Below are 23,647 nucleotides of genomic sequence, written 5' to 3'. Positions count from 1 at the left end.
GGAGAGTCCGGCTCGATAATGAAACATAGTAGGATGGCAGTATGGCAGGCGCACTGCGTTCCCGAAGCCTGCGTCTCACTACTTACCTGACCGCACCATCGCCATGAAAGCATCAAAATCCGACGACGCTATTTCGATCAACGCCGGCAGTGCCGAACTCGCGAGCCCGGCGCGAAAACGCGCGCGCCGTCGTCTTGGTGCAATCGAATCGGAAGGGGCGACTCTGCCCGACTTGCGCTCCCAGGTGTCAATGGATTCGTCTGAGCCCATCACACGGCAGATTCATCGCGCGCTGCGTCAGGCCATCTTCGCGGGTCAGATGGTGCCCGGTACTCCGCTGTCGGAGAAAGAAGTCTCCGACATGTTTCACGTCTCACGTCAGCCTGTGCGCGAGGCATTCATCAAGCTCGTGGAGGCGGGCGTGCTTCAGGTGCTCCCGCAGCGCGGCACGTTTGTGAAACGCATCTCGCCGCGCCGTGTGCGCGAAGGCCGCTTCATCCGGGAGGCGATCGAAACGGCCGTCGCGCGCAAGGCGGCGCAACACATTACCGACGAACAGATCAGGCAACTGACGGACAATCTGCGAGATCAACGCATTGCGGCCAAAGCGAACGACACGGCCGCGTTTCTCGCGCTGGACGAGGCATTCCATTCGACGATCGCGCAGACGATCGACTGCGGCGCTGCGTGGGATGCGATTCAGGACATCAAGGCGCAGATGGATCGCGTGCGCTATCTGAGTCTTCCGGACGACTCTCCGCTAGATCATCTTATCAAGCAGCATGCGAAAATCCTCGCCGCCTTGCGCGCGCACGACCCGGATGCTGCGGAAGCCGCGATGCGGGCACATCTACGTGAGATTCTGGTCACCTTCGGACCCATCGCGGCGCGCAATCCCGCCTGGTTCGAGGCGGATGAGCGTGAGACGGTGCCTTTGGCGGATTGACGTGCGGTGACGCTCACCCGGTCGCGCTCGCAAGTTTCGTTCGCTTGGTACACGACTCGGCCGTCGTTGCGGCTAACCGTAGCCACGACGATTTGCACGAGTGAACGTTTGTTGGCTCGCAGGCGATCTGAAGCTGATGTGCTCGAAAGCGACGATTGGATTGATCAGCCGTCGCCCTCGAAGACGCCGTTCTCATGCAGGAATGATCCGCTCCGCTTTCAGGCGGTCGAACAACGCAAAGAACGCATCAGACGTGCTCTGATAATCGAGAAAGCCTGCCTTGCGGCTCTTGCTCATGTCGGTCAGCACTTCCATCGGACGTCCGAGGTCGGCGTCCGTGTGCCACCACGACGCGAGCCTTCCGATATCCGGTTCTCCTAGCCGATAGCGCGCCGCGATTGCGGACCATTGCTTGCCCGCATCATGCATGCGATGTTCGAGCGGGCGGGTCTCGCCATCGAACGGCGCTGCGTCGATGCCGAAGTATTGCGCGAGCTGCGTCCACATCCATTTCCAACGGAAGACGTCGCCATTGACGACGTTAAAGTCCTCGTTGCGCGCATTCGGCGACGTGGCTGCCCATTCCAGATGCCTCGCGAGGAGCTGCGCATCCGTCATATCCGTGAGACCGTTCCATTGCGCACTGGAGCCAGGAAACACGAATGGCTGCCCCGTTTCCTTGCATAGCGTCGCATAGACAGCGAGCGTGACTCCCATGTTCATCGCGTTGCCGAGCGCGAAGCCGATGATCGTATGCGGCCGATGCACGCTCCAGCCGAAATCATATTGACGGGCTGCGTCGAACAGGCGGTCTTCCTGCTCGTAGTAAAAATTATCGACGGGTTGCCGGCCCTGTTCCTCACGAAACGGCGTGAGCGGTACGCTGCCTTGCGCATACGCTTCGAACGGACCGAGGTAGTGCTTCAGTCCGGTGACCAGCGCGGCATGTTCCAGCGTGCCGGCAGGTCCAAGCGCGTCGAGCACGTGACGGACCATTGCGCCGTTCACTTTGATGTTTTCGCGCTCGGTCGCCTGTCGTGACCACGCGGTGAAAAAGACGTGGGTAAAGCGCTGCCCTTGCAGCGCCTGCGTGACGGAGTCGGCCGAAGTGAGGTCGGCCGTGATGGAGTCGATCCCGCTATGCGCTGCGGTGCGGCCGCGCGAGAGACCCGTCACGCCCCAGTCGCCGCATGCAAGCAGATGCTGCGCGAGATTGCCGCCGACGATGCCCGTCGCGCCAATGATGAGTGCCCGTTTTTCCATGTGGATTGAAAGTTGAGAAGTAGCTGTGTTTGCACAATGAATCTGCGATGCCGGTCCGCCCAGGCGAGCGGTTATATGGCTTCGAACGCGAGGCCATCAGGCCGTATGCCGTCGAAAACATAGTTCAGCAAGCGATGTACCGCGCCATACCGCGGTGGTCGCGGATTGTAGTAACGCGCCTGCATTGCTGCCTTGACTGCCGCTTCGATACTGCCGCTTCGATATCGGCGCGGCGAAAGCGCAGCGCTTCGAGTTCGCAATTGACGAGCGGCGAGGCCGCGAAGCTATCGCCAATCACTTGGAGCATATCGAGCCAGCCGAGCCCGCCTCTTGTGTCGAGCATCAGCGCCTGCGCAAGCAGCACGACGGTAGATCGCAGGAAATGATTTATCGCAAGCATATCGCGTCCGTCGAATCGCGGGTTGGAACGTGGGTTGCTTCCTTCGAGTCGCGGTACGGCTCGCAAGGGCCGCGGCGCGTAGCCGCTGTCTTCGTCCTACCGCATTCGACGCCGCAGTGAGCAAAAGCCAGTGTATGCGCACTCGCCGTGGCAAATTACGATCCGCATTGCGTTCCCCGACGTTTTGCTTTCGCCTGCGTTTACGCAGCCGAAATGTCGGGCAGCACTGGTTTCGGCACGCGCGCGATTGCGGCCGACCCATGCGGATGCTCGTCGGTGTACATCCGGCAACGCCAGAAGGAGAACATGTGATTCGCGCACGCCGACTTTTTCCGCAGCTTGGCCGCGCGGCGCTGACTGTCGTACTTGCGTCACGTGTGCCGTACGCCTGGGCCGAGGCGGCTGTCGCGAACTCGACCGGACCGAGCGCGGACAAACCCACACCGCTCGCGTATTTTCTGCACGGCGCCGGCCCTGCGGCACAACCGGTGTTGCAGCTGGACTGGGCATTGGCGGCCATCTGCAGCGTTGTCTGCATCGTCATCGCAGTGATGCTCGGCATTGCACTCTTTCGTCGCCGTAAGCGTCAGGATCCCCGCGCGCTTACGGCGGGCGGCGGGACCCGTTTCGTGTACGTCGGCGGGGCGATATCTACGGTCGCGCTACTCGGTATTGCGGTGTACATGCTGATAGTGCTTGCGCAGGTGGCCGACCCGCCGCGCGAGCCGGCGCTTACCGTCACGGTCACGGCCTACGACTGGTGGTGGAAGGTGGACTACGGCGAGGGCGATCAGCACTTCACCACGGCAAACGAGATGCACATTCCGACAGGCGTGCCGGTGCTCGTGATGCTGAAAAGCGCCGACGTCATCCACGCGTTCTGGGTTCCAGAGCTCTCGGGAAAGACGCAAACCATCCCGGGCATCGTCAACCGTCAGTGGATACAGGCGGACAAGCCTGGCATTTACCGCGGTCAGTGTACGCAGTACTGCGGCGTGCAGCATGCGCATATGGCGTTCGAAGTCTACGCTCAACCGCAAGCGGAGTATGAACGCTGGCGCGCCGCGCAGCAGCGCACGGCCCCCGTGCCGGCGACGGCTCAGGCGGCGCGCGGCAGCAAGCTCTTCGAGGAGCGCTGCGCGGGTTGTCATACGGTGCGCGGCAGCAAGGCTGCGGGCGTGCAGGCGCCGGACCTCACGCATGTCCTGTCGCGCAGACTTCTCGCGGCGGGCACGCTGGTCAACACGCCGGAGAACCTGATGGACTGGATCGAGCATGTGCAGGAGATCAAGCCCGGCACGCTGATGCCCGACATGAAGCTCTCGTCGGCGGAGGCGCGCGATCTGTCCGCCTATCTCGCTACTCTCAGATAAGGAAAAGACGATGTCCGCGACCGGTGATCGACGCATTGGGCAATCAGGCCGGATCGCGTTCCGACGAACGCCCGAATTTGGCAGTGTTCCGCAAGGCTCGGAGGCAGAGAAGCGCCTCTGCGAGATATGGGAAGGAGCCTCTGGCTGGCGCGGCTTTCTCACGACAGTCGATCACAAGAAGATAGGGCTGCGCTACATCGTGACAGCCTTTGTCTTCCTGTTGATGGGAGGCGCCGAGGCGCTCGTGATGCGCATGCAGCTTGCCCGGCCAAACGAGACGCTGCTCTCGCCCGAGCAGTACGCGCAGCTCTTCACCATGCATGGCATAACCATGATCTTTCTGTATGCGCTGCCGGTGTTGAGCGGTTTTGCCAACTTCCTGTGGCCGCTGATGCTCGGCTCACGCGACATGGCGTTCCCGCGTCTGAATGCGCTGTCTTACTGGGTCTTTCTATTCGCCGGACTCTTTCTCTATAGCAGTTTTCCGTTAGGCGAGGCGCCCAATGCGGGCTGGTTCAATTATGTGCCGTTTGCATCGCTCGAATATAACCGGGGGCCCAACATCGACGTCTATTCACTGGGTATGGTGCTGCTCGGCATTTCAACCACGGTGGGCGCGGTGAACTTCGTCGTGACGCTGTTTCGCATGCGCGCCGTCGGCATGTCGGTGGACCGGCTGCCGATCATCGTGTGGGGCACGCTGACCATCTCTTTCGCCAACCTGCTCGCGGTTCCGGCTGTCAGCCTCGCGTTCCTGCTGCTGTGGATGGACCGCAACATTGGCACGCATTTCTTCGACGTCGCAAGCGACGGTCGGCCGCTGCTCTGGCAGCACCTGTTCTGGATGTTCGCGCATCCCTGGGTGTACGTTGTCGTGCTCCCGGCAATGGGCATCGTCTCCGATGCGCTCCCCACTTTTTGCAGGCGTCCGCTCGTGGCCTACGCGGCAGTCGCGATGTCCACGGTCGTGACCATGATCATCGGATTCGAGGTGTGGATCCATCATATGTTCGCGACCGGCATAGCGCCGCTTGCGCTGGCATTCTTCGGCGCGGCGAGCATGTTGATCTCGATTCCGAGCGCGGTCGCCGTATTCGCGTGGATAGCGACCATCTGGACGGGACGCCCGGTATTCACGGTCCCTTTTCTGTACTTTGCAAGCTTCGTGCTGATGTTCGTGGTGGGCGGCGTATCGGGCGTGATGACCGCTGCCGTGCCGCTCGACTGGCAGCTCAACGAAACCTATTTCGTGGTCGCGCATTTGCACTATGTGCTGCTCGGCATCAACGTATTCCCGGTGCTGGGCGGCATCACTTACTGGTTTCCCAAGTTCACCGGGCGCCTGATGAACGAACGAGTAGGCAAGCTCGCCTTCTGGATCGTGTTCGTCGGCTTCAACGCAGGCTTTTTCCCAATGCACATCTCCGGCCTGCTCGGCATGCCGCGGCGCGTATATACGTATCCGGACGGCATGGGATGGGACACGTCGAATCTGATCACGACGATCGGCTCGTTCGTGCTCGGCATCGGCGTGCTGCTGTTTGCGATCAACGCACTGGTTTCGGCAAGGCGCGGACGTAAGGCGCCGCCCAACCCGTGGGATGCGCCCGGCCTCGAATGGTCCACGGCATCGCCGCCGCCGCCGTATAACTTTGCGGTGCTGCCGGTTATCGAGTCGCGGCATCCGATGTGGGAGGACCGTCTGCAACCGTCCGGGCGTCGTTCGAGCCTTGAATCGGGGTATTTGCTGCATCAGGGACGCGAGGCGCTCGGCGTGAATCCGTTGAGCGGCAAAGCCGATGTAATTTTGAAGATGCCAGAAGACGCGTGGTCGCCGTTCTTTCTCGGCCTCTTCGCCGCCATCGTGTTCTTTGCGATGCTGCTGCATTCGCCGTCTCTTACCGTCGCGGCACTCGTTGCATGCGGCGCCACGCTGATTGCGTGGCTTTGGCCGCGGCGCTCGCTCGCGCAACGCGAGCCGCCGACGCCGAAGCAAACGGCGCCTGCGCGCGCCCGGGAAAACGACGATCTGCTGCCCGTTGGCAGTGCGGGCGAGCATTCGGGCGGATGGTGGGGCGTACTCGCGCTCGTACTGACCGAGGCGAGCTTGTTCGGCTATCTGATCTTCTGCTACTTCTACTCGCAATCGCAAACCACGCTGGCGTGGCCGCCGGAAGGCATGCCGAAAATCGGCATCGGTGGTCTCAGTACCGGCGTTCTCATTTTGAGTAGCGTATTTGCGTGGCTTTCGGAGCGGACTCTCAGAAAGAACCGCCAGTGGAAGGCGTTTGCCTGGATGCTGATCGCGATCGTGCTCGGCTGTGTCTTCGTCGGTATTCAGATGAAGGAATGGCGCGATCACCCGTATGGCATCTCCTCACATCTGTACGGCTCGCTTTACTTCACGATCACCGGCTTTCATCTGCTGCACGTGTTAGTCGGCCTTGTTATCCTCGTTGTACTGGCGGTGTGGATTGCTCTGGGCTATTTCGACGAGAACCGCAGTGCACCGATGCGAATTGGCGGCTTGTACTGGCACTTCGTCGACGTGGTGTGGATTTTCATCTTCTCGGCGCTGTACGTCTCCCCGTTCTGGTTAAGGGGCCATTGATGGAAGCTCGTCCGCAGAAAGAAGAGCGGTTGACGAGCGGCGAAAAGCGGCGGCTCATCTTGTGCGCGTGTGCCGGGTTCTTTCTATCTCCGGGCGCGTGGCTCTTGCAGGTGATGATTTCTGAAACGATCTCGGCCCAGGGTTGCAATGAAATATCGGCACCGCGAGCGAGGCCACTGTTTACTCATTTTCATGCGTGGCTGTACGGAGTTTCCGCCGCGGCCGTGCTGATTTCGATCGTCTGCGCCGCGCTGGCAACGCACGGTCTGCTCTTTCTGGAAAGAAAGCAGAAACGGATCAAAGCCGGGCGCGATAACGGCCCAGCCCGAGAGAAACCCTCGCGCGACGAAGAGCAGGTCGGCCGCATGCGCTTTATTGCGGTATGCAGTACGTTGCTCGGCTGGGGGTTTCTCATCGGCCTCGTGTTTACGATTCTCGCCGAAGTGTTTGTCACTTCCTGCAATCAATGGCACTGACAATGAACACCACGGGAACAACGAGCCGGCTTGCCGCCGCATTTATTCTTGGCATTGTCGCCTTGCTCGGTGGATGCCCGGCAGACGAATCCGGCAGTGTTCCGGCCAACGTGACGGCGCAGTCGCCGATCGCGAGCGACCCGAAGCTCGTCGCGCGCGGCGAATATCTTGCGAAAGCGGGCGATTGCCGTGCGTGCCATGATGCCGCGGATCATGCGCCGCTCGCCGGCGGACTGCCGGTCAACTCTCCGTTTGGTCCCATCTACGCCACCAATATCACGCCCGACCCGACGTACGGCATCGGACGCTATTCGCTTCGGGAGTTTTCCGACGCGCTGCGTTTCGGCAAACGTAGGGACGGCAAGCGGCTGTACCCCGCCATGCCTTACCCGTCATTTGCCCACATCACGGACGACGATGTGCTCGCACTTTATGCGTACCTGATGCACGGTGTGAAGCCGGTGGCGAAACGCGCGCCCGAGACGCATCTGCCGTTTCCGTTCAATCTGCGCTGGGGAATGCTTTTCTGGACGCTGACTGTGGGCAACCGCGACCAGTACGTCCCTGATCCGAAGCGCAGTAGTCAATGGAATCGCGGGGCTTATCTCGTGCAGGGGCTCGGGCATTGCGGCGCGTGTCACACGCCGCGCGGACCCGCGTACAACGAACTCGGCTATAGCGAGAGCTCGCCGTGGTATCTGACCGGGGGCGTCAATGATCACTGGTTGGCGCCGAATCTGACCGGCGATCCGGCAAGCGGCCTCGGACGATGGTCTACGGACGACATCGTCAACTTTCTGCGCACCGGCCACGGCGCCGGGGCTATCGCTTTCGGCGCGATGGCGCCGGTTGTCGGAGAGAGTACCCAGTACATGTCCGACGAGGACCTGCGTTCGATCGCCACCTATCTGAAGGCGCTGCCGCCGCACGAAACCTACGGCACCTTCGCAAATACGGAGCACGCGAGAGCGCTTACCGCGCGAAGCATTGAAACGGGGGAAGTGGAGCGTCACGGCGCCGGTATTTACCTGTCGTTCTGTGCGCGCTGCCATCAGGCGAACGGGCAGGGGCAGCCCGGCAAAGTCGCGGCACTTGCAGGAAATCCGCTAGTGTTGGCGGCCGATCCGACTTCGGTCATGCGTATCGTGATCGAAGGCAGCAAAAGCCCGGTGACAGACGAAGGACCCGCGCCGCAGAAAATGCCCGGATTCCACGGGCAACTGACGTCGGCTCAAATTGCGCAGGTCGTCAGCTTCATTCGCAATACATGGGGAAATCACGCGGCTCCGGTGTCCGACCGTGAGGTCGAACGGCTCCGCTCGAAGATCCACCAATAGGCACGGCGATTCGTCGTTCGATGCGTTGATGCAAGGAACCACCGGCCTCGTCGCAAACGAGCAGGGGTTGAGGTTGCGCGCAAGCAGGATCCGCAGGCGATGTGTGATTCCGTTATCGTGTCGGTTCAACGTCGCGTCGAACGGTTCGAGGACTTCGGGCGGGTTAGAACAAGCCGAAGTCGTCGTTGCTGTCGGGAATCGCGTTGAGCAGATCACGAAGCGCGCGCCAGCCCACCAGTGCCAACACGGTCAGCACGATCGCCAGTAAGCGGCTCGCATCGGCGCGCGGTAGTGTCGCTTCGGGTCGCGCTTCGGGTCGGAAAGAGCAGGTCGACATCTCCATCCTCCTTGCTCACGCGCTGCGGGCCGCGTCATGCGGCACGATTGCCGCTAGCGCCTGCGCCAATGTCGTGGAGCCGAACCACTGTTCGCTGACGCCGGCCTGCACGTCGATGCAGCCCGCGTTGTGCGCGTCATGGAGATCGATTATGAGCCGTGCGTGCTGCTCGCCGAGGCCAGCGCCTTCGAGCATCGCCAACCATTGCTCGTGCGGCACCGCGTGCGCCGCGACCGGCCGGCCCGCCAATTCGCCGATTGTGCGTGCGACGTCGATCACGCTGACGCGTTCTTCACTTTCTACGCTCACGACACGTGGGGAATGCTGCGGCGGCTTGTCATCGAGCAGCAATTGCGCCGCCAGCGCGCCGACATCCTGCGCAGCCACGGTAGGAAAGCGTTTATTCAGCGGATGATGCAGGCTCGGCAGCACGCCTTTGGACAATGCGAACGGCACTACGCGCGCCCAGTTGTGCATATGCTCGGCCGCGCGGAGGAACGTCAACCGGGTGTCGACGCCACTGAGCTGCGTTTCGACGTAATGGAACAGCGTGGTGATGCCTGTTCCGCTTGCGTGCTCGGCGCCGTAATCGGAAAGCGCGAGCACATGCGGCGGCGGATTCGTACGCAATGCGTCGACGCTTACGTCGATCATGTGGCGCATCGCGTTTGCGGGGTCGTCGTGATGGCGCGGCACCGGACATAGCGTCTGCACCGCGTGCGCGCCTTCGAGGGCGCGCGCCACCGCGGCCCGATCATGCAGATCGGCGACCGCGACATGGCAGCCCATCTCCGCGAGCGGCCCAGCCTGCGCCGCGCTGTGAACGACCGCGCGCACGTCGCGACCGGCGCGCCGCAACGCGGCTGCGCTTGCTTTGCCAACATTGCCGCCTGCCCCGAAAATCACGAACATGTTAAGGCTCCTTATCGGATCGTCATGGCCCGATCATAAGGACGCCGTCAGCAGAAAACGCACACGCGAAGATGTGAACGAGCAGATTCGGATGATCGTCTCGCTCGTTGCCGCCGCGCGGTCGGGCTCCAGGAAACCGTATTGGGCGGAGCCCGGAAAAACCAGGCACAATGCGCGGAGATCGACCGCCATCCGCGAGGTAAAACGAATGAATGCCGTCACACAGATACGCACGCCGATTCCGCCCGCGCACACGGGCTCCCGGATCGCGCTGCGTTCGAGCAAAACGCTTGGCTGGCAGGGTTTCGGCGCCGAGCTCGTGAACGTGTCAGCCGGATTGCACCGGATACCGGCGTTCAGGCATCATCGGGTGGGCGTGCATGTGGGCGCGCCGGTCAGAGCGCGCTGTCATTGCAACGAGAAGCCGCACTCTCGCATTCAGGCGCACGGCGACGCGGACGTGATTCCCGCGGGACTCGACGGGCAATGGAGCGACGAATCCGCCTGCACGATCTTCAGCGTATGGATCGGCGAAGATTTCGCGCAAAGAACCGCCGAACAGTTGGCGTTAAAGGCGAGCGGCGCGCAGATTCGCCCGCAATTCCAGATGCGCGATCCGCGCTTTCAGCATCTTGCGTGGGCCTTGCGCGCCGAACTCGAGGCGGACGAGGCATCCGATCCGCTCTACGCCGAAAGTCTGTGCACGGCGATGGTGGTGCGTCTGATCGGCGGCGCGCCCTCGCTCGACGACAAGCGGCGCACGCTCGCACCCAGAACAGCGGCACGCGTGACGGAGTTTATCGAAGCGCATCTCGATCGCCGCCTCACGTTGAGCGAACTCGCCGCGCTCGCCGACCTTAGCGTGCCGCATTTCAAGGTGCTGTTTCGCGCGACGCTCGGCGTGCCCGTGCATCACTATGTGGTGCAGCGGCGTGTCGAACGCGCGCGGACCCTGCTGCTGCAAGGCCGGCTAAGCGCAAGCCAGGTCGCGCTCGACGCGGGCTTTGCGCACCAGAGCCACATGGCGCACTGGATGGGGCGGCTCCTCGGAATGACGCCGCGCGAGCTCGTCAAGTCGGGCGCGCGCTAACGTACCGCGGCAGGCCATCCGAGCATCAGCCCGGCGGAGAGGGCGCGGCCGCCGTCAATTGCGAGTACACGTCATGCGACAGTTGCAGCAACTGCTTGCGGTCGATACCGCCTGAAACCGCGTAGCCGAAATCGCCGTCGACCCAATAGAACACGTTCACCGGTCCGTCCTGATACAGCTTGAACGCCGTGGTGTTCGCGTTCACCTGGCGGCGCGAGATACACAGCGTCACGCGTTCGCCATTCGGGCCGCGATACATGAACTGCGCGGTATCGCCGTCGGGGCCAGGCAACAGGCGCCCACCTGAGAGCGCGAAGCCCGCCTTCGACAGCATCGGCGGATGCACATTCGTGCCGAGGCGATTCGCGAGCCACTGCACGAAGTCCTGCTCGTGATCCGCGGTCATGTCGGTGGGCCGGTCGACCGTCGCCATATACACGACATGTGCAACCGCAGCCTGATGCGCGAATACTTCGGTGCTGTCGGCACTGACCGCGCGCGTATTCGACGAACCCGCCACCGGCCGCAACGCGTCCTGCCCCATATGCGCGCCGACGCCGATGCCGATTCCCATCACGAGCGCCGCCGCCATCCCCGCGAACTGCGGCCAGTTGGCTGCAATGCGCGAGCGGCGCGGCGCGCCCGGCTGCAAGCGCTTCGGCACGGGTTCGTTCAATACGCGGTCGTAGCGCTCATGGAACATGCTGTTCAGCGAAAAATAATCGCTGATACGCGTGGCCAGGTCGGGATTCTGTTCGAGCGCGCGCTCCACATCCGCACGCCGTTCCTCGGACAGCGTACCGTCCACGTAAGCGTGCAGTTCTTCTTCGCTGATTGGCGTATGTTGCTCGCTCATCGCACCACCTGTAGTTTCGCACCGGGCTGACTGCCCGCCATCAATGCCCGAAGCCGTTCGCGCCCGCGCGAAAGCCGCGACATCACCGTGCCGATGGGCACGTTAAGCGCAAGCGCGACATCGGCGTAGCTCATTTCCTCGAGGCCGACCAGCAGCACGACTTCGCGCTGCTCGATGGGCAAACGCTGCAACGCATAGTCGAGATCGCGCATTTCGAGCGAGCGGGCCTGTTGCGCCGGCACGGCGAACTCGCTTTCATGCACGCTTTCGTCGTCGACCGCCACGTGGACCGCGCGTGACGATGCCTTGCGCGCCTGATTGGCGAACACGTTGTGCATGATCGTAAATAGCCACGCGCGCAGATCGGTGCCGGGCTCGAACATTCCGGTGCGGCCGAGCGCGCGTTCGAGCGTGTCCTGCACCAGATCGTCCGCGAGATCACGATTGTTGATCAGCGCGCGTGCGTAGCGCCGCAAGCGCGGCACGTGTTCCATCAATTCGTCACGAACATCCATTGTTCATCCCGGTCATGGGGCCGCTCGTGGACACGGAGCGGCGGCGCGTTCTTCGGGGCGTCGCACGCGTTTGAAGGGCAAACACGCGTGAGTGCGTTCTATTCGTTGGCGGAAGTGCCTCACCGCATGACGGCGCGTGCTTCATTGCATGGTCATGACGTCGGCGGCACGCATCAGGCCATGCGTGCGTGCATTGCCCGCGACCACGAAGCGCTGCCGCTGTGCGGTCCATGTCAGGAGACGCACGTCGCCGATGCGCCGCGCGGACCATTGCGGCTGCGCGGGCGCGAGGAGCGCGAGTGTCGACAGCACGACCACGGGCTGATTGTCGCCATTCAGATAGACGAATTCGGTAGCGCGCTGCAGCAGGCCGAGTGACAGCACGCGCTGATCCACGAGCCGCAGCCCGATCGCCTCCAGGTTGGGGGCGGACGGGGCCATGCGGCTGGGCGATGCGGCGGGAAACGGCGCGGCGGCGGTCTCGGCCAACACCATCACGGCCGCGTTGTTGAGCGCCTGCTGGGTGACCTGCGTCGCCGCGAGCCAGCCGCTTACGGCGATGCAGGCGATCGCGAGAGCAGCCAGTGCCCTGAACGGCTTGTACCAACGCGGCCTTGCAGCAGTCTTGCCTAAGCGGTTGTCTGAGTTGCGCCGGCCGCTCGATGCGCGCGGGGCCGGTTCGTCGGCGGTCTGAAACGAGCGCTGAATCTGCTCGTTCAATGTGCCGTAGAAGGCCACGCGGCGCGCTTCCGCCGGATCGCGGCCCAGATAGTCGCGCAGAAACGCCGTCCGCGCCGGCGACAGGGTGCCGTCGGCATAGGCCTGAATGTCGGCCTCGGAAAGCGGCGAATCGGCAGGGGCGTCGGTCGGGTTCATGATGAAAGGTCTCCAGTCAGGATCCGGCTATTGAGGAGTGAACACGGCCGGGCGCCGGTTTATTCCGGTCGCACGACAGGTCATGCCGACATCCTTCACTTTGCCATTATCTGTCGTTGCGTCGTTGCAGGAGGGCGGAGGAAACCCTTCTGACAAGCATTTTATTCCCAGCGCCGACAATGTTTTTTACATGCGGCTCGCACAGGAATAAAAGCGGGTGCGGCGTGGTTCTCCCTGATGCAAACCCGTACACAACTCACCGGAGTTCATCATGAAGAAGATCGCTTTTGCCGCATTGTCCGTCGTCGTTCTTGCCGCATCGTCGAATGTTTTTGCGCAGGGAAAGACTCGCGCCGAGGTCTATCAGGAACTGATCGAAGCACAGCAGAACGGCCTCGATTATGTAACCGATGCGTCGTATCCGGACGTTAGCCCGGTATTCGCACATCAGGTCGAGCAGCATAAGGAAGCGCTTGCTGCACAGGCAGCCGCGAGCCGCGTGGCAAGCCAAAGCGCGCCGGCGGGCAGCGCGAATTAACGCAGGCGACAATGCCGGCGACCGGCGCGCCACGCAAAAGAGCGCGCCGGACATAGAACGGAACAGACCCGCGTCTCGTGCGCGGCGCGCTCGCGTTGCGTGGGGGCTCGCTTTTACGCTGTTCGACAGGGTGCCGCTGCGTCCCGCGTTCTGCGTTATTTCAAGGTCCGGTCGGCCGCGACGGCGGGTTATGGAAATATGGCGCGCGCGGCGGACGTTCGACGCTGCGCGTCAACTATGCACGCGTTCGGGGCGGATTGCGTCGACCTGCTTGTTACTGACGAAGCTCCCGCGCCGGCGCTTGCCGAAACGTTGACGGGTGCCGGTGTGGATGTCCTTGTCGGCGCGCGGCCGCGCGCTGAGGCGCCAGATGGCGGAACGGACGCGACGGGCGGGACCGGCGAGGGGCGCGCGGCGCGCGTCGAGTAGCAACCGGCTGGAAGGAGAGCGGCCTGGCGCGGGAAATACGCGCACCGAACCAAACTGGCTTGTCGCGCCAATCCGGGGGACCGTGTGAAGTCGGTCGCCCGCTAGAAAAAACTGCCCGCTCCGCGCACAGCAGGTCTTGTGAGCGAAGCGCGTGCGGGGCGAAACCCTTCCTCACGCGAAACCGGTTGCCGCGTGGACTTGCTCCCACGCGACCGTCACCGCACAAACCCTCCCGAATCAAACCATTCCGAATCAAACCATTCCGAATCAAACCATTCCGAACCAAACCATTCCGAACCAAACCATTCCGAACCAAACCGTTCCGAACCAAACCGTTCCGAACCAACTCCTCCGCCCAGACTCTCCATCCCCCCAAAACCTGCCTCAACGCGAGCGCCACCTCGCACAGCCAATTCCCGCCAACGCGTAAAATGGCCGGTTATCACTGGCAGCGAGGCCTGGAGCAAACACAGTGGTGGACAGCGCGCCGTCCGCCGGGCAGAGGTCCTGCGCCGCTTGCCTTCACCGGCTTCAAGAGGATGCACCCTGATGTCGTCAGTTTTCTTTGATCGGGAACGGATTGCAGAATGGCTCGGTGACCACACCGTCGCCAAGGCGCGTGCGGTCGGGCCCGTCAGCAACGTGGCATGGCACGGAGCGACGCTCACGGGCGACGTGCAGGGCACGCAGCCGCTTCCTTACAGGACGCGCGTACGATTTCGCACCGATGGCGGCTCACCCTGGGCGCAGAGCGACTGCACCTGCCCAGTGGGCCGCAACTGCAAGCATGTCGCCGCACTGCTGCTGGCCGAGCTCGAGTACCACGACGAGATGGACCACATCATCCGCGTGGATGACGATGAGCGCAGCGATAGCGCCGCAGCCTTCGCGAAGTTTGCAGCGGTGGAACGCGGCGCTTCGCAACCGGGCGTGCGTCCCGAGCTGGTGAGCTGGCTCGAACGTTTCCGGGCGCGCGCAGAAGCCGCCGATGCGGCGGTCCAGAAGGCGGGCGCGGCGCGTACTGAGACGCTCGCCTATCGGCTGAATTGGTCCGACTTCCATATGCGGCACGAGGTCGCGCTATACCGCGCGCGCTGCCATCCGGACGGCCGGATCGTCTCGGTCGGCGAAACCTGGGGCAACGTCGAAGCGGCGTTAGTGAAGCAACCGGGGTTCGTCTCAGACGAAGATCTGTCCATCTTGCGCGGCCTGTGGCTCGGGCGTTCGCGCGAAGACTTCGGGCAATTCATTCTGCGCGGCACGAGCGGCGCCGAGATGCTGCAAAAGCTGATTGCCACCGGGCGCCTGTTCGTCGACTTCAGGATCGCGCCCGGTCACGACGGGCCCCCGCCGCTTGTGCGTGCAGCGGACCGGCCCGGGCGCATCGAATGGGAGCCGCTTGCCGATCAGCGGCTGCGCCCCGTTCTATGCACCGAACCGCGCGCCAGCATGGTGTTGCCCACCGAGCCCGTCTGGTATGTGGACGGCGCGGCCAACGAGGCCGGTATCGTGCGCTCGTCGCTGCCGTTTCAACAATTGCCCGATTACCTCGCCATGCCGCCGATCTCGCTCGCCGAAGCGCCCCTCGTGGCGTCGGTCCTGCGCGAGGTGGCGCCCGAGTTGCCGCTGCCGCCCACGCATGACGCGCGGGCGATTCGCGTCATCGATGTCGAGCCGGTGCCGGTGCTGTCGCTCAACAGCCACGCGCTGCCGTCGGCGGGAAAAGCGAAAGGCCAGGCCGTCGAACTGGCCGGCGTGAGTTTCGACTACGACGGCATCAGCATCAACGTGGACAGCAGCGTGACGCTAGTGCCGATGCCGGGCGGCGACGTCATTCACATCCGCCGCCGCTACGAGGTCGAGAAAAAGCGCTTGCTCGAGCTGCGCAAGACAGGGCTGCAGAAAGTCCCCACGAGCCGCGTGTTCACGTCGCGGCATCTGCCCGATACGATGCTCGGCCTGGCCGATGCCGACGCGTGGTCCGCGTTCGTCAGCGACGCCGTGCCGGAACTCGTCAGCAAAGGCTGGCGTGTGACGATGGCGCCCGAGTTCCGCTACAACGTCATCGAGATCGATGCGATCGACGGCACCGCGCACCAGGCCGGCGACGGCTGGTTCGATCTGGAAATGGGCATACGCATCGGGGAGCGCACGGTACGGCTCGAACCGCTGCTTGCCGATCTGTTCCGGCGCGACCGACGCTGGCTGGGCGGCGCGCTGGAGGCGATTGCCGACGACGAACCCATCGAGCTAAAGACCGAGGAGAACAAGCGTCTCAGGCTGCGCGCCGACCGGTTGAAGCCGGTGGTGCGCGTGCTGGTCGATCTGTTCGATTCGCTCGGCGGCAGCCTGGCCGACGGCGCGCCGCTGCGCGTGCCTTCTGTCGACGCGGGCCGTCTTCAGGCATTAAGCGATACAGGACGCTGGCAGTTTCGCGGCGACGATTCCATCCGCGAACTCGCGCAGCGGCTGCAAGCCGGTCCGGGCTTGCGCGAGGTGCCGGCGCCTCGCGGCCTGCGGGCCGAACTGCGCGCATATCAGCAGCAAGGTCTGAACTGGATGCAGTATCTGCGCGAGCAGGGTCTTGCGGGTGTACTCGCCGACGACATGGGCCTCGGCAAAACCGTGCAGACGCTCGCGCATATTCTTGCCGAGAAGGAAGCGGGCCGGCTCGACCGGCCTGCGCTCATCGTCGTGCCGACCACGCTCGTGCACAACTGGCGTGAGGAAGCGCGGCGCTTCGCGCCCGAGCTCAACGTGCTGGTGCTGAACGGCCCGCAGCGCAAGGAGCGCTTCGAACAGATTGGCGAACACGAACTGATTCTAACCACCTACGCATTGTTGTGGCGCGATCAGAAGGTGCTCGCCGAACACGAATACCACCTGCTGATTCTCGACGAGGCGCAGTACGTCAAGAACGCAACGACGAAAGCCGCGCAGGCAATCCGCGGTTTGAACGCGCGGCACCGGCTGTGTCTGACCGGCACGCCGCTCGAAAATCACCTGGGCGAATTGTGGTCGCAGTTCGATTTTCTGCTGCCGGGTTTCCTCGGCAGCCAGAAGGACTTCACGCGCCGCTGGCGCAATCCGATCGAGAAGAATAACGACGGCGTGCGCCGTTCGTTGCTCGCGCGCCGCATCCGCCCATTCATGCTGCGGCGTCGCAAGGACGAGGTCGCCAAAGAGTTGCCGGCCAAGACGACGATTATCTGCTCCGTCGACCTGGAAGGCGCGCAGCGCGATCTGTACGAGACCGTGCGCACGGCGATGCAGGAGAAAGTGCGCGCCGCAGTGAGCGCGCAAGGACTCGCGCGCAGTCACATCATTGTGCTCGACGCGCTGTTGAAGTTGCGGCAAGTGTGTTGCGATCCGCGGCTCGTGCGCGCGATCAGAACCGCGGGCGAGGGCGACGAACGCAGTCACGATGCAGCCGCCAAACCGGCAAGCCCAGATAAGGCGGACAAGGGCGCACGCGGCATACGCTCGGCCAAACTCGACTTGCTGCTCTCCATGCTGCCGGAGTTGATCGAAGAAGGGCGCCGCGTTCTGTTGTTCTCGCAATTCACCGGCATGCTGGCACTGATCGCCGAGGCACTCGATGAAGCCGCCATTCCCTATGTGATCCTGACCGGCGATACGACGGACCGGATCACGCCCGTGGAGCGTTTTCAGCGAGGCGAGGTGCCCTTGTTCCTGATCAGTCTGAAGGCGGGCGGCGTTGGGCTGAATCTGACCGCTGCGGATACCGTGATTCATTACGATCCGTGGTGGAATCCCGCAGCGGAGAATCAGGCTACGGACCGTGCGCATCGGCTCGGACAGGACAAGCCCGTGTTTGTCTACAAGCTGATCGCGGCGGGCAGCATCGAAGAAAAGATCGTGGAATTGCAGGAGCAGAAGGCCGGTCTCGCCGACAGCATTCTCTCGGAGGACGCCGCGGGCGCGGCCAAGTTCTCGGACGACGACCTCGACGCGCTGTTCGCGCCGATGCCCGATCTCGAAGGCGGAAGGTAACGCGTACTGTCTTCGTGCCCGTGTGCAGCGATGATGTTCATAGACATCGGGCATCGGCATCGGCGATCGAATACCGCCGTGTCCGCGGTATTCAAATTCACCAGATCTGACTGTGTATTGTTCAAAGGCGTCACAAGTCGTCAAGAAGCGCGGAGATTGTCCACCCGCCGTCAACGGTTTTTTCCGGTACTCGTTGAACACGCGACCATCATCAGGTCAGTCAACGCAGTACGTTAAGGAAATCTCCGCCATGAACAAGCATCTCGTCGCCGCCGCTATCGCCGGCCTTTTCTCGATCGCCGCATTCGCGCAGGCTTCGGCACCGGTCGCGGCATCGTCGCAACCCGCTGTTGCTGCTCCGCAAGAGGCAAAGCCGGCGGTCCAGCATCACCGCGCCAAGAAGCAACACAAGCATGCTCATAAGCACGCGCATCATGCGGCGTCGGCTGCCAGCAGCGAAAAGGATGCCGCACCGGCAGTCGACGAAGCAGCGCCCGCGAAGCCGTAAGCTCTACGCCGCGTAGCGAGCCTGTGAAGATGCGGGCCGATGCATGCCATCGGCCCGTTTTCTCGTCCATCACTCATCGCATGAAATTGATGCGCGGCGCACAACACGGCTTCGTGGAACGGTGTGGTTACTGATTATTGCCGCCTGTCGTCGTGGTTGTCGTCGTTCAGATTGAAATCAGGTTAGTTAGGACTATTGTATGAAACGTATTTGTCTTCCGCTCGCCGTTGCTTGCGCGATGAGCCTCTGCGTCGCGGCGCACGCGAACGGCTTTGGCCTTGCGGTCAGCCCTTCCGCGCGCACGGTTGTGAGCGCACCCGCGGCCCAAGGCTGGCACGATGGCCGCTATTGGGACGGTCAGCGCTACTGGTCGCGCGACGAGTGGCAAGCTCGGCACGTGCGTGCAACCGATGGCCACAACGCTTATCGCTTCAATTACGACGCTCACTGTCCGCCGGGACACGCGAAGAGGCACGAGTGCTGATGTTCGCGCCCGCATTGAATGCGCGCGCCGGCTACGCAGCGCGTTCGACAGGCGTATCACTGCATCGCGACGGCCGCGCCACCGCAGCGGTTGGCGCTCGATGCGCCGCCTTGCAATATCAAGTTCTCGCCCGACTGTTCCAATGAAAATCTGTTTGCCGCGATGTGCCAAACCGGCCGTCACAATCCTGCTCGCCCTCTGGTTGGCTGCTGCGCTGAGCGGTTGCTCCCTGCTCGCGCCGAGCGGCTCGCCTACGAATCCGCCGCCGGCATGGCCCGCTGGCAATGTGCCTGCAATCGCTAACGAGGCAATGGTTCCCGCGGGCTTCTATTGGGTGAATGCAGGCGACACCTTGGCTGGCATTGCGCGAGAGTTCGGCCGCGACGCAGCGGCCATTGCGCAGTGGAACCACATGTCGACCGATGGCGCGCTGCGTGCCGGGCAACTGTTGCGCGTGGCGCCACAGCCGGGCGCGGCGAGCGCTCCTGCGGGATCGAGTGGACGCGCGGCGGCAACTACCGATCCTCGCGCGAACCCGGTTCAGGGCGCCGCGGCCATCACCAAAGCGCGGCTTGTATGGCCGGTGAATGGCGCTCTCGCAGCACCGTTCGTGGCAGGTAAAACCAGGGGCATTGCAATCGCCCCGCTTGCGGGCGAACAGGTGAAAGCAGCGGCGAGCGGCAGGGTGGTGTACGCGGGCGGCGGCATTGCGGCTTACGGCCTGCTGATTATCATCAAGCACGACGCACACCTGTTGACCGCCTACGGCAACAACCGCGCGTTGCTCGTGAAAGAAGGCGCACTCGTCAAGAAGGGGCAGGCCGTTGCAGAGCTTTCCGCCGATGCCCACGGCGACGCGTTTTTGCATTTCGAAGTGCGCGACGGCGGCAAGCCCGTCGATCCGCTCATCTATCTTCCCAAGCGCCGTTAAGTCGGCGTTGAGGCGGCATTGCCGCTTTCTCCAACCGGACTCGACGCGGCGCGCTGTTGGATAAAGCGCGCCGCGCGATGTGACGCCTTATGAGCTTTCGCTTTTCCAGCTTTTCCATCTGTACCAGTTCCACCGGCTTTCCTGACTCAGCTGCTGGCCGGCTCGGTCTCATGCTCGTGTCGCTCGGCTGTGCATTGTCGCTGGCCGGCTGCGCGCCGTCGGTCGTCGAGCCAGCCGCGCTAAACAGCAGCGAGCCGGCCGTTCGCACACTCGAGCGTGCGGCGCCGCATGCGTTGCAAGGTAACGATGACGACGAACGCGGCACCGCGCTGGCGCCTGGCGCGTCGGCTGACGAGCCGCGATCCGACGTGCAGCCCGCGGACGACGATTCGCCGGCCGTACCGGCCTGCGATTGCAGCAAGCGCTTTCAGCAGACTGGCCTCGCGTCCTGGTACGGCAGCATGTTCCACGGCCGCCGCACTGCAAGTGGCGAGCGCTACGACATGAATGCATTGACGGCCGCGCATCGCACGTTGCCATTGGGCGCCTGCGTGCGTGTGACGACGCTGGGTCGCGCGCGTTCGGTGGTAGTTCGGATCAACGACCGCGGGCCGTTCGTGCACGGACGGATCATCGACCTGTCGTATGCCGCTGCAGAGGCGATCGGCGTGCGAACGGCAGGCAGCTTGCCGGTGAGAGTCGAACATATCGCGCCCGCGCGCGGCGTGGACGGCGCACGTCGGTGCGTGGACCGGCCGGCATGAAAGAGACGACTTACCATTCGATGTCGACGGATTTCGTCGCACTTACGCCTGAGTCAATTTCGTTGCGCATTCAATCATTCGCGTGACGCGCGACTGTAACAAAACCTCGCGTCTGTAAATGCGCGGATGTCAGTGTCTTTCATCACAACGTTTTCGACGCCGCGTGCAACATCGGTTTCGCGAGGCGGGCTATTACGTCCTGCGTAATATCTACCGCATGGCTCGTTACAAACGAAGTTCTTTCATCTTGAGGAAGAATTCCGTAGCGGTTATTTTTTGTTCACTCGTGAGGTAGCCCCCGCGAGCGTGTGGTGTTTTTCTAGCGGCGTCGTCTCCTGATCGGGCACGACGCCTTTTTTTCAGGCCGCATTGCGCGTGTCGTACAGCATGAAGCTTTGAAGGCGCGTTGTTGGGGTAGGCAGCGCGAAACGGAATTATCGACTCAACCTGGGATTCTGGCGAAGCTCAGGCAGCTTCGGTCTCGCGATTCGCCGTTGCGCGACGCGCCACTTGCGCTCGCGCGGTCCGCCGATGCGCGGCCTCGGCGAAAGCGAAAGCTATGGCAATCAGCACCGCGGCCACGACGCTCAGATAACGCCCGCCCATCGACTGAAGCACGGCGCCGCCGAGCACGCCCGAGCACGCCAGCCCGATATACGTGGCCGTATTGTTGAGCGCGAGCAGCAAGGGCGCGACTTGCGGTGAAAGTTGCACCAAGCGGTGCTGTTGCGGAACGATGAGTCCCCACCCGCATATTCCCCAGATCGTCAGAGCGAGCGCAGCACTCAACGCATGCGCGGAGGTCCACGGCAGCGCACAGAAATTGATAGCGGCCACGCACAGCATCGCATTGATAATGTGGCGGCTCCTGAACCTGTCGACGAGGCGGCCGGCTAGCAGATTGCCGAGCGTCGCCGCCACGCCCCACAACAGAAACATGCCGGCGAGAATGCGCTCGTCGCCGTGCGTCACGCGATTCAACACGACGCCTGCATACGTGTAGACCATCAGGAAACCACCGAACGCGAACAGCGACGTGAGCAGCGTCAACGCGATGCGCACGTCGCGAACCGGCGCCAGCCTGTCGCGCAACTTTACGGACGGGGGGCGCGCCACCGATGGCAGCATCGTCCATACGCCGATCATCGAGACAAGCCCAAGCAGCGTGACGAACCAGAGCGTCGTTCTCCAACTGCCGAATCCGCCGATAAACGTGCCGATCGGCGAGCCGAGCGCGGTTGCGCCCGTCAGGCCCGCCGTGACGGTGGCAAGTGCGCGGCCGCGTTTTTCGGGCGCGGCGAGCGACGACGCAACGCCCAATGCGGTCGGAGAGAACAGTGCGGCGCCAAATCCCGCGAGAGCCCGGCTCCACAGAACCCAGTGCAGTTCCGTGGCAAGCGCGCTGATTGCGTTGCCGACGACGAAAATGCCCAGCGCGGAAACCAGCAGCAGCTTACGCGGCCATGCGCCGGCGACCGCGGCCATCACCGGAGCAGAGATCGCGTCGGTCAGCGCATAAAACGTCACCATCAGGCCGGCTGCGCTGACGGATGTACGCAGCGATGCCGCGACGCCCGGCAGGATACCGGCGATCACGAAATTGTCGGTGCCCATTGCAAACATGCCTAGCGCGAGTATCAGTAGTCGGCGGTCCATATGAAGCTTCCTGGCCAAGTGGGTTGAGTCTGGTCGTGCGCCGCAGCCATGCCGCAGCCGTCTGGTCCCGTCCGCGTCGGATCGCCGACGGGATACATGGGCAAAGGATAATCGTCGTTGACCGCGTCTCAAATGTCATATATACAAGCAATTCAGGACATCGTTGGGAGGGCGCATGCACACGATCGGTTTCGTCGTATTCCCCAATTTTTCCCTGATGGGCTTTGCGGCAATTACCGCATTCGAACTCGCCAACGGCGTGCTCGAAGAGCCGGCATACGAAGTGACGGTTCTGTCGGAGAAGGGAGGGCTGGTGCTCTCGTCGGCGGGCATCCGCGTGCAGACGCAGCCGTTCGGCGACACCACGTTCGATACGATCATGTTCGGCTCGGGTGTCGACATCGACATTGGGTCGGCCGCACTGACGGCATTCGTCAAGCGCTCGCTGGAGACGTCGAGACGAATCGCGGCGCCATGTACGGGTGCTTTCGTTCTCGCCGAAGCCGGCGCTCTCGACGGCCGGCGCGCGACGACCCATTGGCGGTTCGCCAACGATCTACAGCGGCGTTTCCCAAAGATCGCAGTGGAGGAAGACCAGATTTTTATCGTCGATGGGCCGATCTGGACATCGGCGGGCATGACCGCAACGATCGACATGGCGCTTGCAATGATCGAGAAGGACCACGGCCAGGACGTGTCGCGCGCGGTGGCGCGCAAGCTGGTTATTTACCATCGGCGCGCAGGGGGCCAGTCGCAGTTTTCGACATTGCTCGACCTCGATCCGAAGTCGGACAGAATCCAGAAGGCGATCGACTATGCGAACGCGAATCTGCGCCGAGCATTGACCGTCGAGGAGCTCGCCGATGTGGCGGGCTTGAGCCCGCGTCAGTTTAGCCGCGCGTTCAGCGCGGAAACGGGTCAGTCGCCCGCGAAAGCCGTTGAACATTTACGCGTGGAAGCGGCGCGGCTGATGCTCGAGAAGGGTCGCCTATCGCTGGATGTGATCGCGGACGAAGTGGGGTTCTCCGACCGCGAGCGAATGAGGCGCGCGTTCCTGCGCACCATTGGACAACCGCCTCAGGCGGTGCGTCGGTTGAGCCGGGAAACGCGCGGGGCGCTCGGGCGAGTGGAGCCGGAGCTCGTGTCCTGAAGGCGTGGGATCTTGTAGGCGGACCGATATACGAGAAGCATTGTCGCCATGCGGGCCGCGCCGTCGATTCCCGCTGAACTGGCCAAGCTGCATACGGCAATCGCATGACTTCGATTACTGCGGTCAAGGAGGTATTTCGGACAGCTATAGCGTCGCACCGATGCACCGAGTGCCTGGCGTG

The 23,647-nt window shown here is 63.0% G+C and carries 21 protein-coding genes; 13 read left to right on the top strand and 8 right to left on the bottom strand.

The features are described 5' to 3' along the window. The first annotated feature begins 103 nt into the window (after positions 1 to 103). Positions 104 to 946, top strand: coding sequence for a GntR family transcriptional regulator (locus tag F759_RS0121875; protein ID WP_084534315.1), 843 nt, complete (start codon positions 104 to 106; stop codon positions 944 to 946). Between the two features lie 192 nt (positions 947 to 1,138). On the opposite strand, the gene F759_RS0121870 is transcribed toward F759_RS0121875, so the two are convergent. Further along, positions 1,139 to 2,209 (bottom strand): SDR family oxidoreductase, encoded by a 1,071-nt coding sequence (locus tag F759_RS0121870; protein WP_027801748.1) that lies wholly within the window; start codon positions 2,207 to 2,209, stop codon positions 1,139 to 1,141. A gap of 124 nt (positions 2,210 to 2,333) precedes the next feature. After that, positions 2,334 to 2,609, bottom strand: coding sequence for a hypothetical protein (locus tag F759_RS0121865; RefSeq protein WP_027801747.1), 276 nt, complete (start codon positions 2,607 to 2,609; stop codon positions 2,334 to 2,336). 260 nt (positions 2,610 to 2,869) lie between these two features. Here F759_RS0121865 and coxB point away from each other — a divergent pair, with 260 nt between their 5' ends. Genes coxB through F759_RS0121840 form a run of 4 tightly spaced genes read left to right on the top strand, consistent with a single transcriptional unit; the run spans position 2,870 to position 8,406 of the window. Next, a complete protein-coding gene (gene coxB / locus F759_RS0121855) occupies positions 2,870 to 3,982 on the top strand; it encodes a cytochrome c oxidase subunit II (protein ID WP_407668546.1) in 1,113 nt (370 codons plus the stop codon). Positions 3,983 to 3,992: 10 nt separating this feature from the next. Further along, positions 3,993 to 6,593, top strand: a complete 2,601-nt coding sequence (gene ctaD / locus F759_RS0121850; RefSeq protein WP_051377399.1) for a cytochrome c oxidase subunit I — start codon at positions 3,993 to 3,995, stop codon at positions 6,591 to 6,593. Next, on the top strand, positions 6,593 to 7,069 hold the full coding sequence (locus F759_RS0121845; protein ID WP_027801744.1) for a hypothetical protein: 477 nt from the start codon (positions 6,593 to 6,595) through the stop codon (positions 7,067 to 7,069). The genes ctaD and F759_RS0121845 overlap by 1 nt, the downstream gene beginning before the upstream one ends. 2 nt (positions 7,070 to 7,071) lie before the next feature. After that, positions 7,072 to 8,406, top strand: coding sequence for a c-type cytochrome (locus F759_RS0121840; RefSeq protein ID WP_244438878.1), 1,335 nt, complete (start codon positions 7,072 to 7,074; stop codon positions 8,404 to 8,406). Positions 8,407 to 8,569: 163 nt separating this feature from the next. Here F759_RS0121840 and F759_RS43385 read toward each other — a convergent pair whose 3' ends face one another. Both F759_RS43385 and F759_RS0121830 read right to left on the bottom strand, forming a co-directional pair. Further along, positions 8,570 to 8,743 (bottom strand): hypothetical protein, encoded by a 174-nt coding sequence (locus F759_RS43385; RefSeq protein WP_167334035.1) that lies wholly within the window; start codon positions 8,741 to 8,743, stop codon positions 8,570 to 8,572. A gap of 15 nt (positions 8,744 to 8,758) precedes the next feature. Continuing rightward, complete coding sequence (locus tag F759_RS0121830; protein ID WP_027801742.1) at positions 8,759 to 9,655, bottom strand: NmrA family NAD(P)-binding protein; 897 nt, start codon at positions 9,653 to 9,655, stop codon at positions 8,759 to 8,761. Positions 9,656 to 9,863: 208 nt separating this feature from the next. Here F759_RS0121830 and F759_RS0121820 point away from each other — a divergent pair, with 208 nt between their 5' ends. Further along, positions 9,864 to 10,745, top strand: a complete 882-nt coding sequence (locus tag F759_RS0121820) for an AraC family transcriptional regulator (protein WP_027801741.1) — start codon at positions 9,864 to 9,866, stop codon at positions 10,743 to 10,745. Positions 10,746 to 10,770: 25 nt separating this feature from the next. On the opposite strand, the gene F759_RS0121815 is transcribed toward F759_RS0121820, so the two are convergent. The 3 genes from F759_RS0121815 to F759_RS0121805 form a co-directional block, all read right to left on the bottom strand. Beyond that, positions 10,771 to 11,601: an anti-sigma factor family protein gene (locus tag F759_RS0121815; RefSeq protein WP_027801740.1), complete on the bottom strand. Its 831-nt coding sequence runs from the start codon at positions 11,599 to 11,601 to the stop codon at positions 10,771 to 10,773. Further along, entirely contained in the window at positions 11,598 to 12,116 is a 519-nt protein-coding gene (locus F759_RS0121810; protein WP_027801739.1) for a sigma-70 family RNA polymerase sigma factor, read from the bottom strand. Before F759_RS0121810 ends, F759_RS0121815 begins: the two co-directional genes overlap by 4 nt. Positions 12,117 to 12,257: 141 nt before the next feature. Beyond that, the gene (locus F759_RS0121805; RefSeq protein ID WP_027801738.1) at positions 12,258 to 12,992 is read right to left on the bottom strand and encodes an anti-sigma factor family protein; all 735 of its coding nucleotides are present in this window, start codon (positions 12,990 to 12,992) and stop codon (positions 12,258 to 12,260) included. 271 nt (positions 12,993 to 13,263) lie between these two features. On the opposite strand from F759_RS0121805, the gene F759_RS0121800 reads away from it, so the two are divergent. The 6 genes from F759_RS0121800 (at position 13,264) to F759_RS0121765 (ending at position 20,660) form a co-directional block, all read left to right on the top strand. Next, positions 13,264 to 13,530: a DUF4148 domain-containing protein gene (locus tag F759_RS0121800; protein ID WP_027801737.1), complete on the top strand. Its 267-nt coding sequence runs from the start codon at positions 13,264 to 13,266 to the stop codon at positions 13,528 to 13,530. A 978-nt stretch (positions 13,531 to 14,508) separates the two neighbouring features. Next, positions 14,509 to 17,973, top strand: coding sequence for a DEAD/DEAH box helicase (locus F759_RS0121790; protein ID WP_027801735.1), 3,465 nt, complete (start codon positions 14,509 to 14,511; stop codon positions 17,971 to 17,973). 250 nt (positions 17,974 to 18,223) lie between these two features. Continuing rightward, positions 18,224 to 18,481: a hypothetical protein gene (locus F759_RS0121785; RefSeq protein ID WP_027801734.1), complete on the top strand. Its 258-nt coding sequence runs from the start codon at positions 18,224 to 18,226 to the stop codon at positions 18,479 to 18,481. A gap of 199 nt (positions 18,482 to 18,680) precedes the next feature. After that, positions 18,681 to 18,965, top strand: coding sequence for a hypothetical protein (locus F759_RS0121780; protein ID WP_027801733.1), 285 nt, complete (start codon positions 18,681 to 18,683; stop codon positions 18,963 to 18,965). A gap of 142 nt (positions 18,966 to 19,107) precedes the next feature. Further along, on the top strand, positions 19,108 to 19,896 hold the full coding sequence (locus F759_RS0121770; RefSeq protein ID WP_027801732.1) for a peptidoglycan DD-metalloendopeptidase family protein: 789 nt from the start codon (positions 19,108 to 19,110) through the stop codon (positions 19,894 to 19,896). A gap of 89 nt (positions 19,897 to 19,985) precedes the next feature. Then, a complete protein-coding gene (locus F759_RS0121765; RefSeq protein WP_036024935.1) occupies positions 19,986 to 20,660 on the top strand; it encodes a septal ring lytic transglycosylase RlpA family protein in 675 nt (224 codons plus the stop codon). A 465-nt stretch (positions 20,661 to 21,125) separates the two neighbouring features. On the opposite strand, the gene F759_RS38210 is transcribed toward F759_RS0121765, so the two are convergent. Further along, positions 21,126 to 22,316, bottom strand: a complete 1,191-nt coding sequence (locus tag F759_RS38210) for an MFS transporter (protein WP_036024932.1) — start codon at positions 22,314 to 22,316, stop codon at positions 21,126 to 21,128. A 175-nt stretch (positions 22,317 to 22,491) separates the two neighbouring features. Here F759_RS38210 and F759_RS0121750 point away from each other — a divergent pair, with 175 nt between their 5' ends. Then, positions 22,492 to 23,466 (top strand): GlxA family transcriptional regulator, encoded by a 975-nt coding sequence (locus F759_RS0121750; RefSeq protein ID WP_027801730.1) that lies wholly within the window; start codon positions 22,492 to 22,494, stop codon positions 23,464 to 23,466. The last annotated feature ends 181 nt before the right edge of the window (positions 23,467 to 23,647 follow it).

This window comes from Paraburkholderia dilworthii, from assembly GCF_000472525.1.
GTDB lineage: Bacteria > Pseudomonadota > Gammaproteobacteria > Burkholderiales > Burkholderiaceae > Paraburkholderia > Paraburkholderia dilworthii.
The sequence above is the reverse complement of the archived record's forward strand: the minus strand, read 5'-3'. Positions and strand labels throughout refer to the sequence as shown.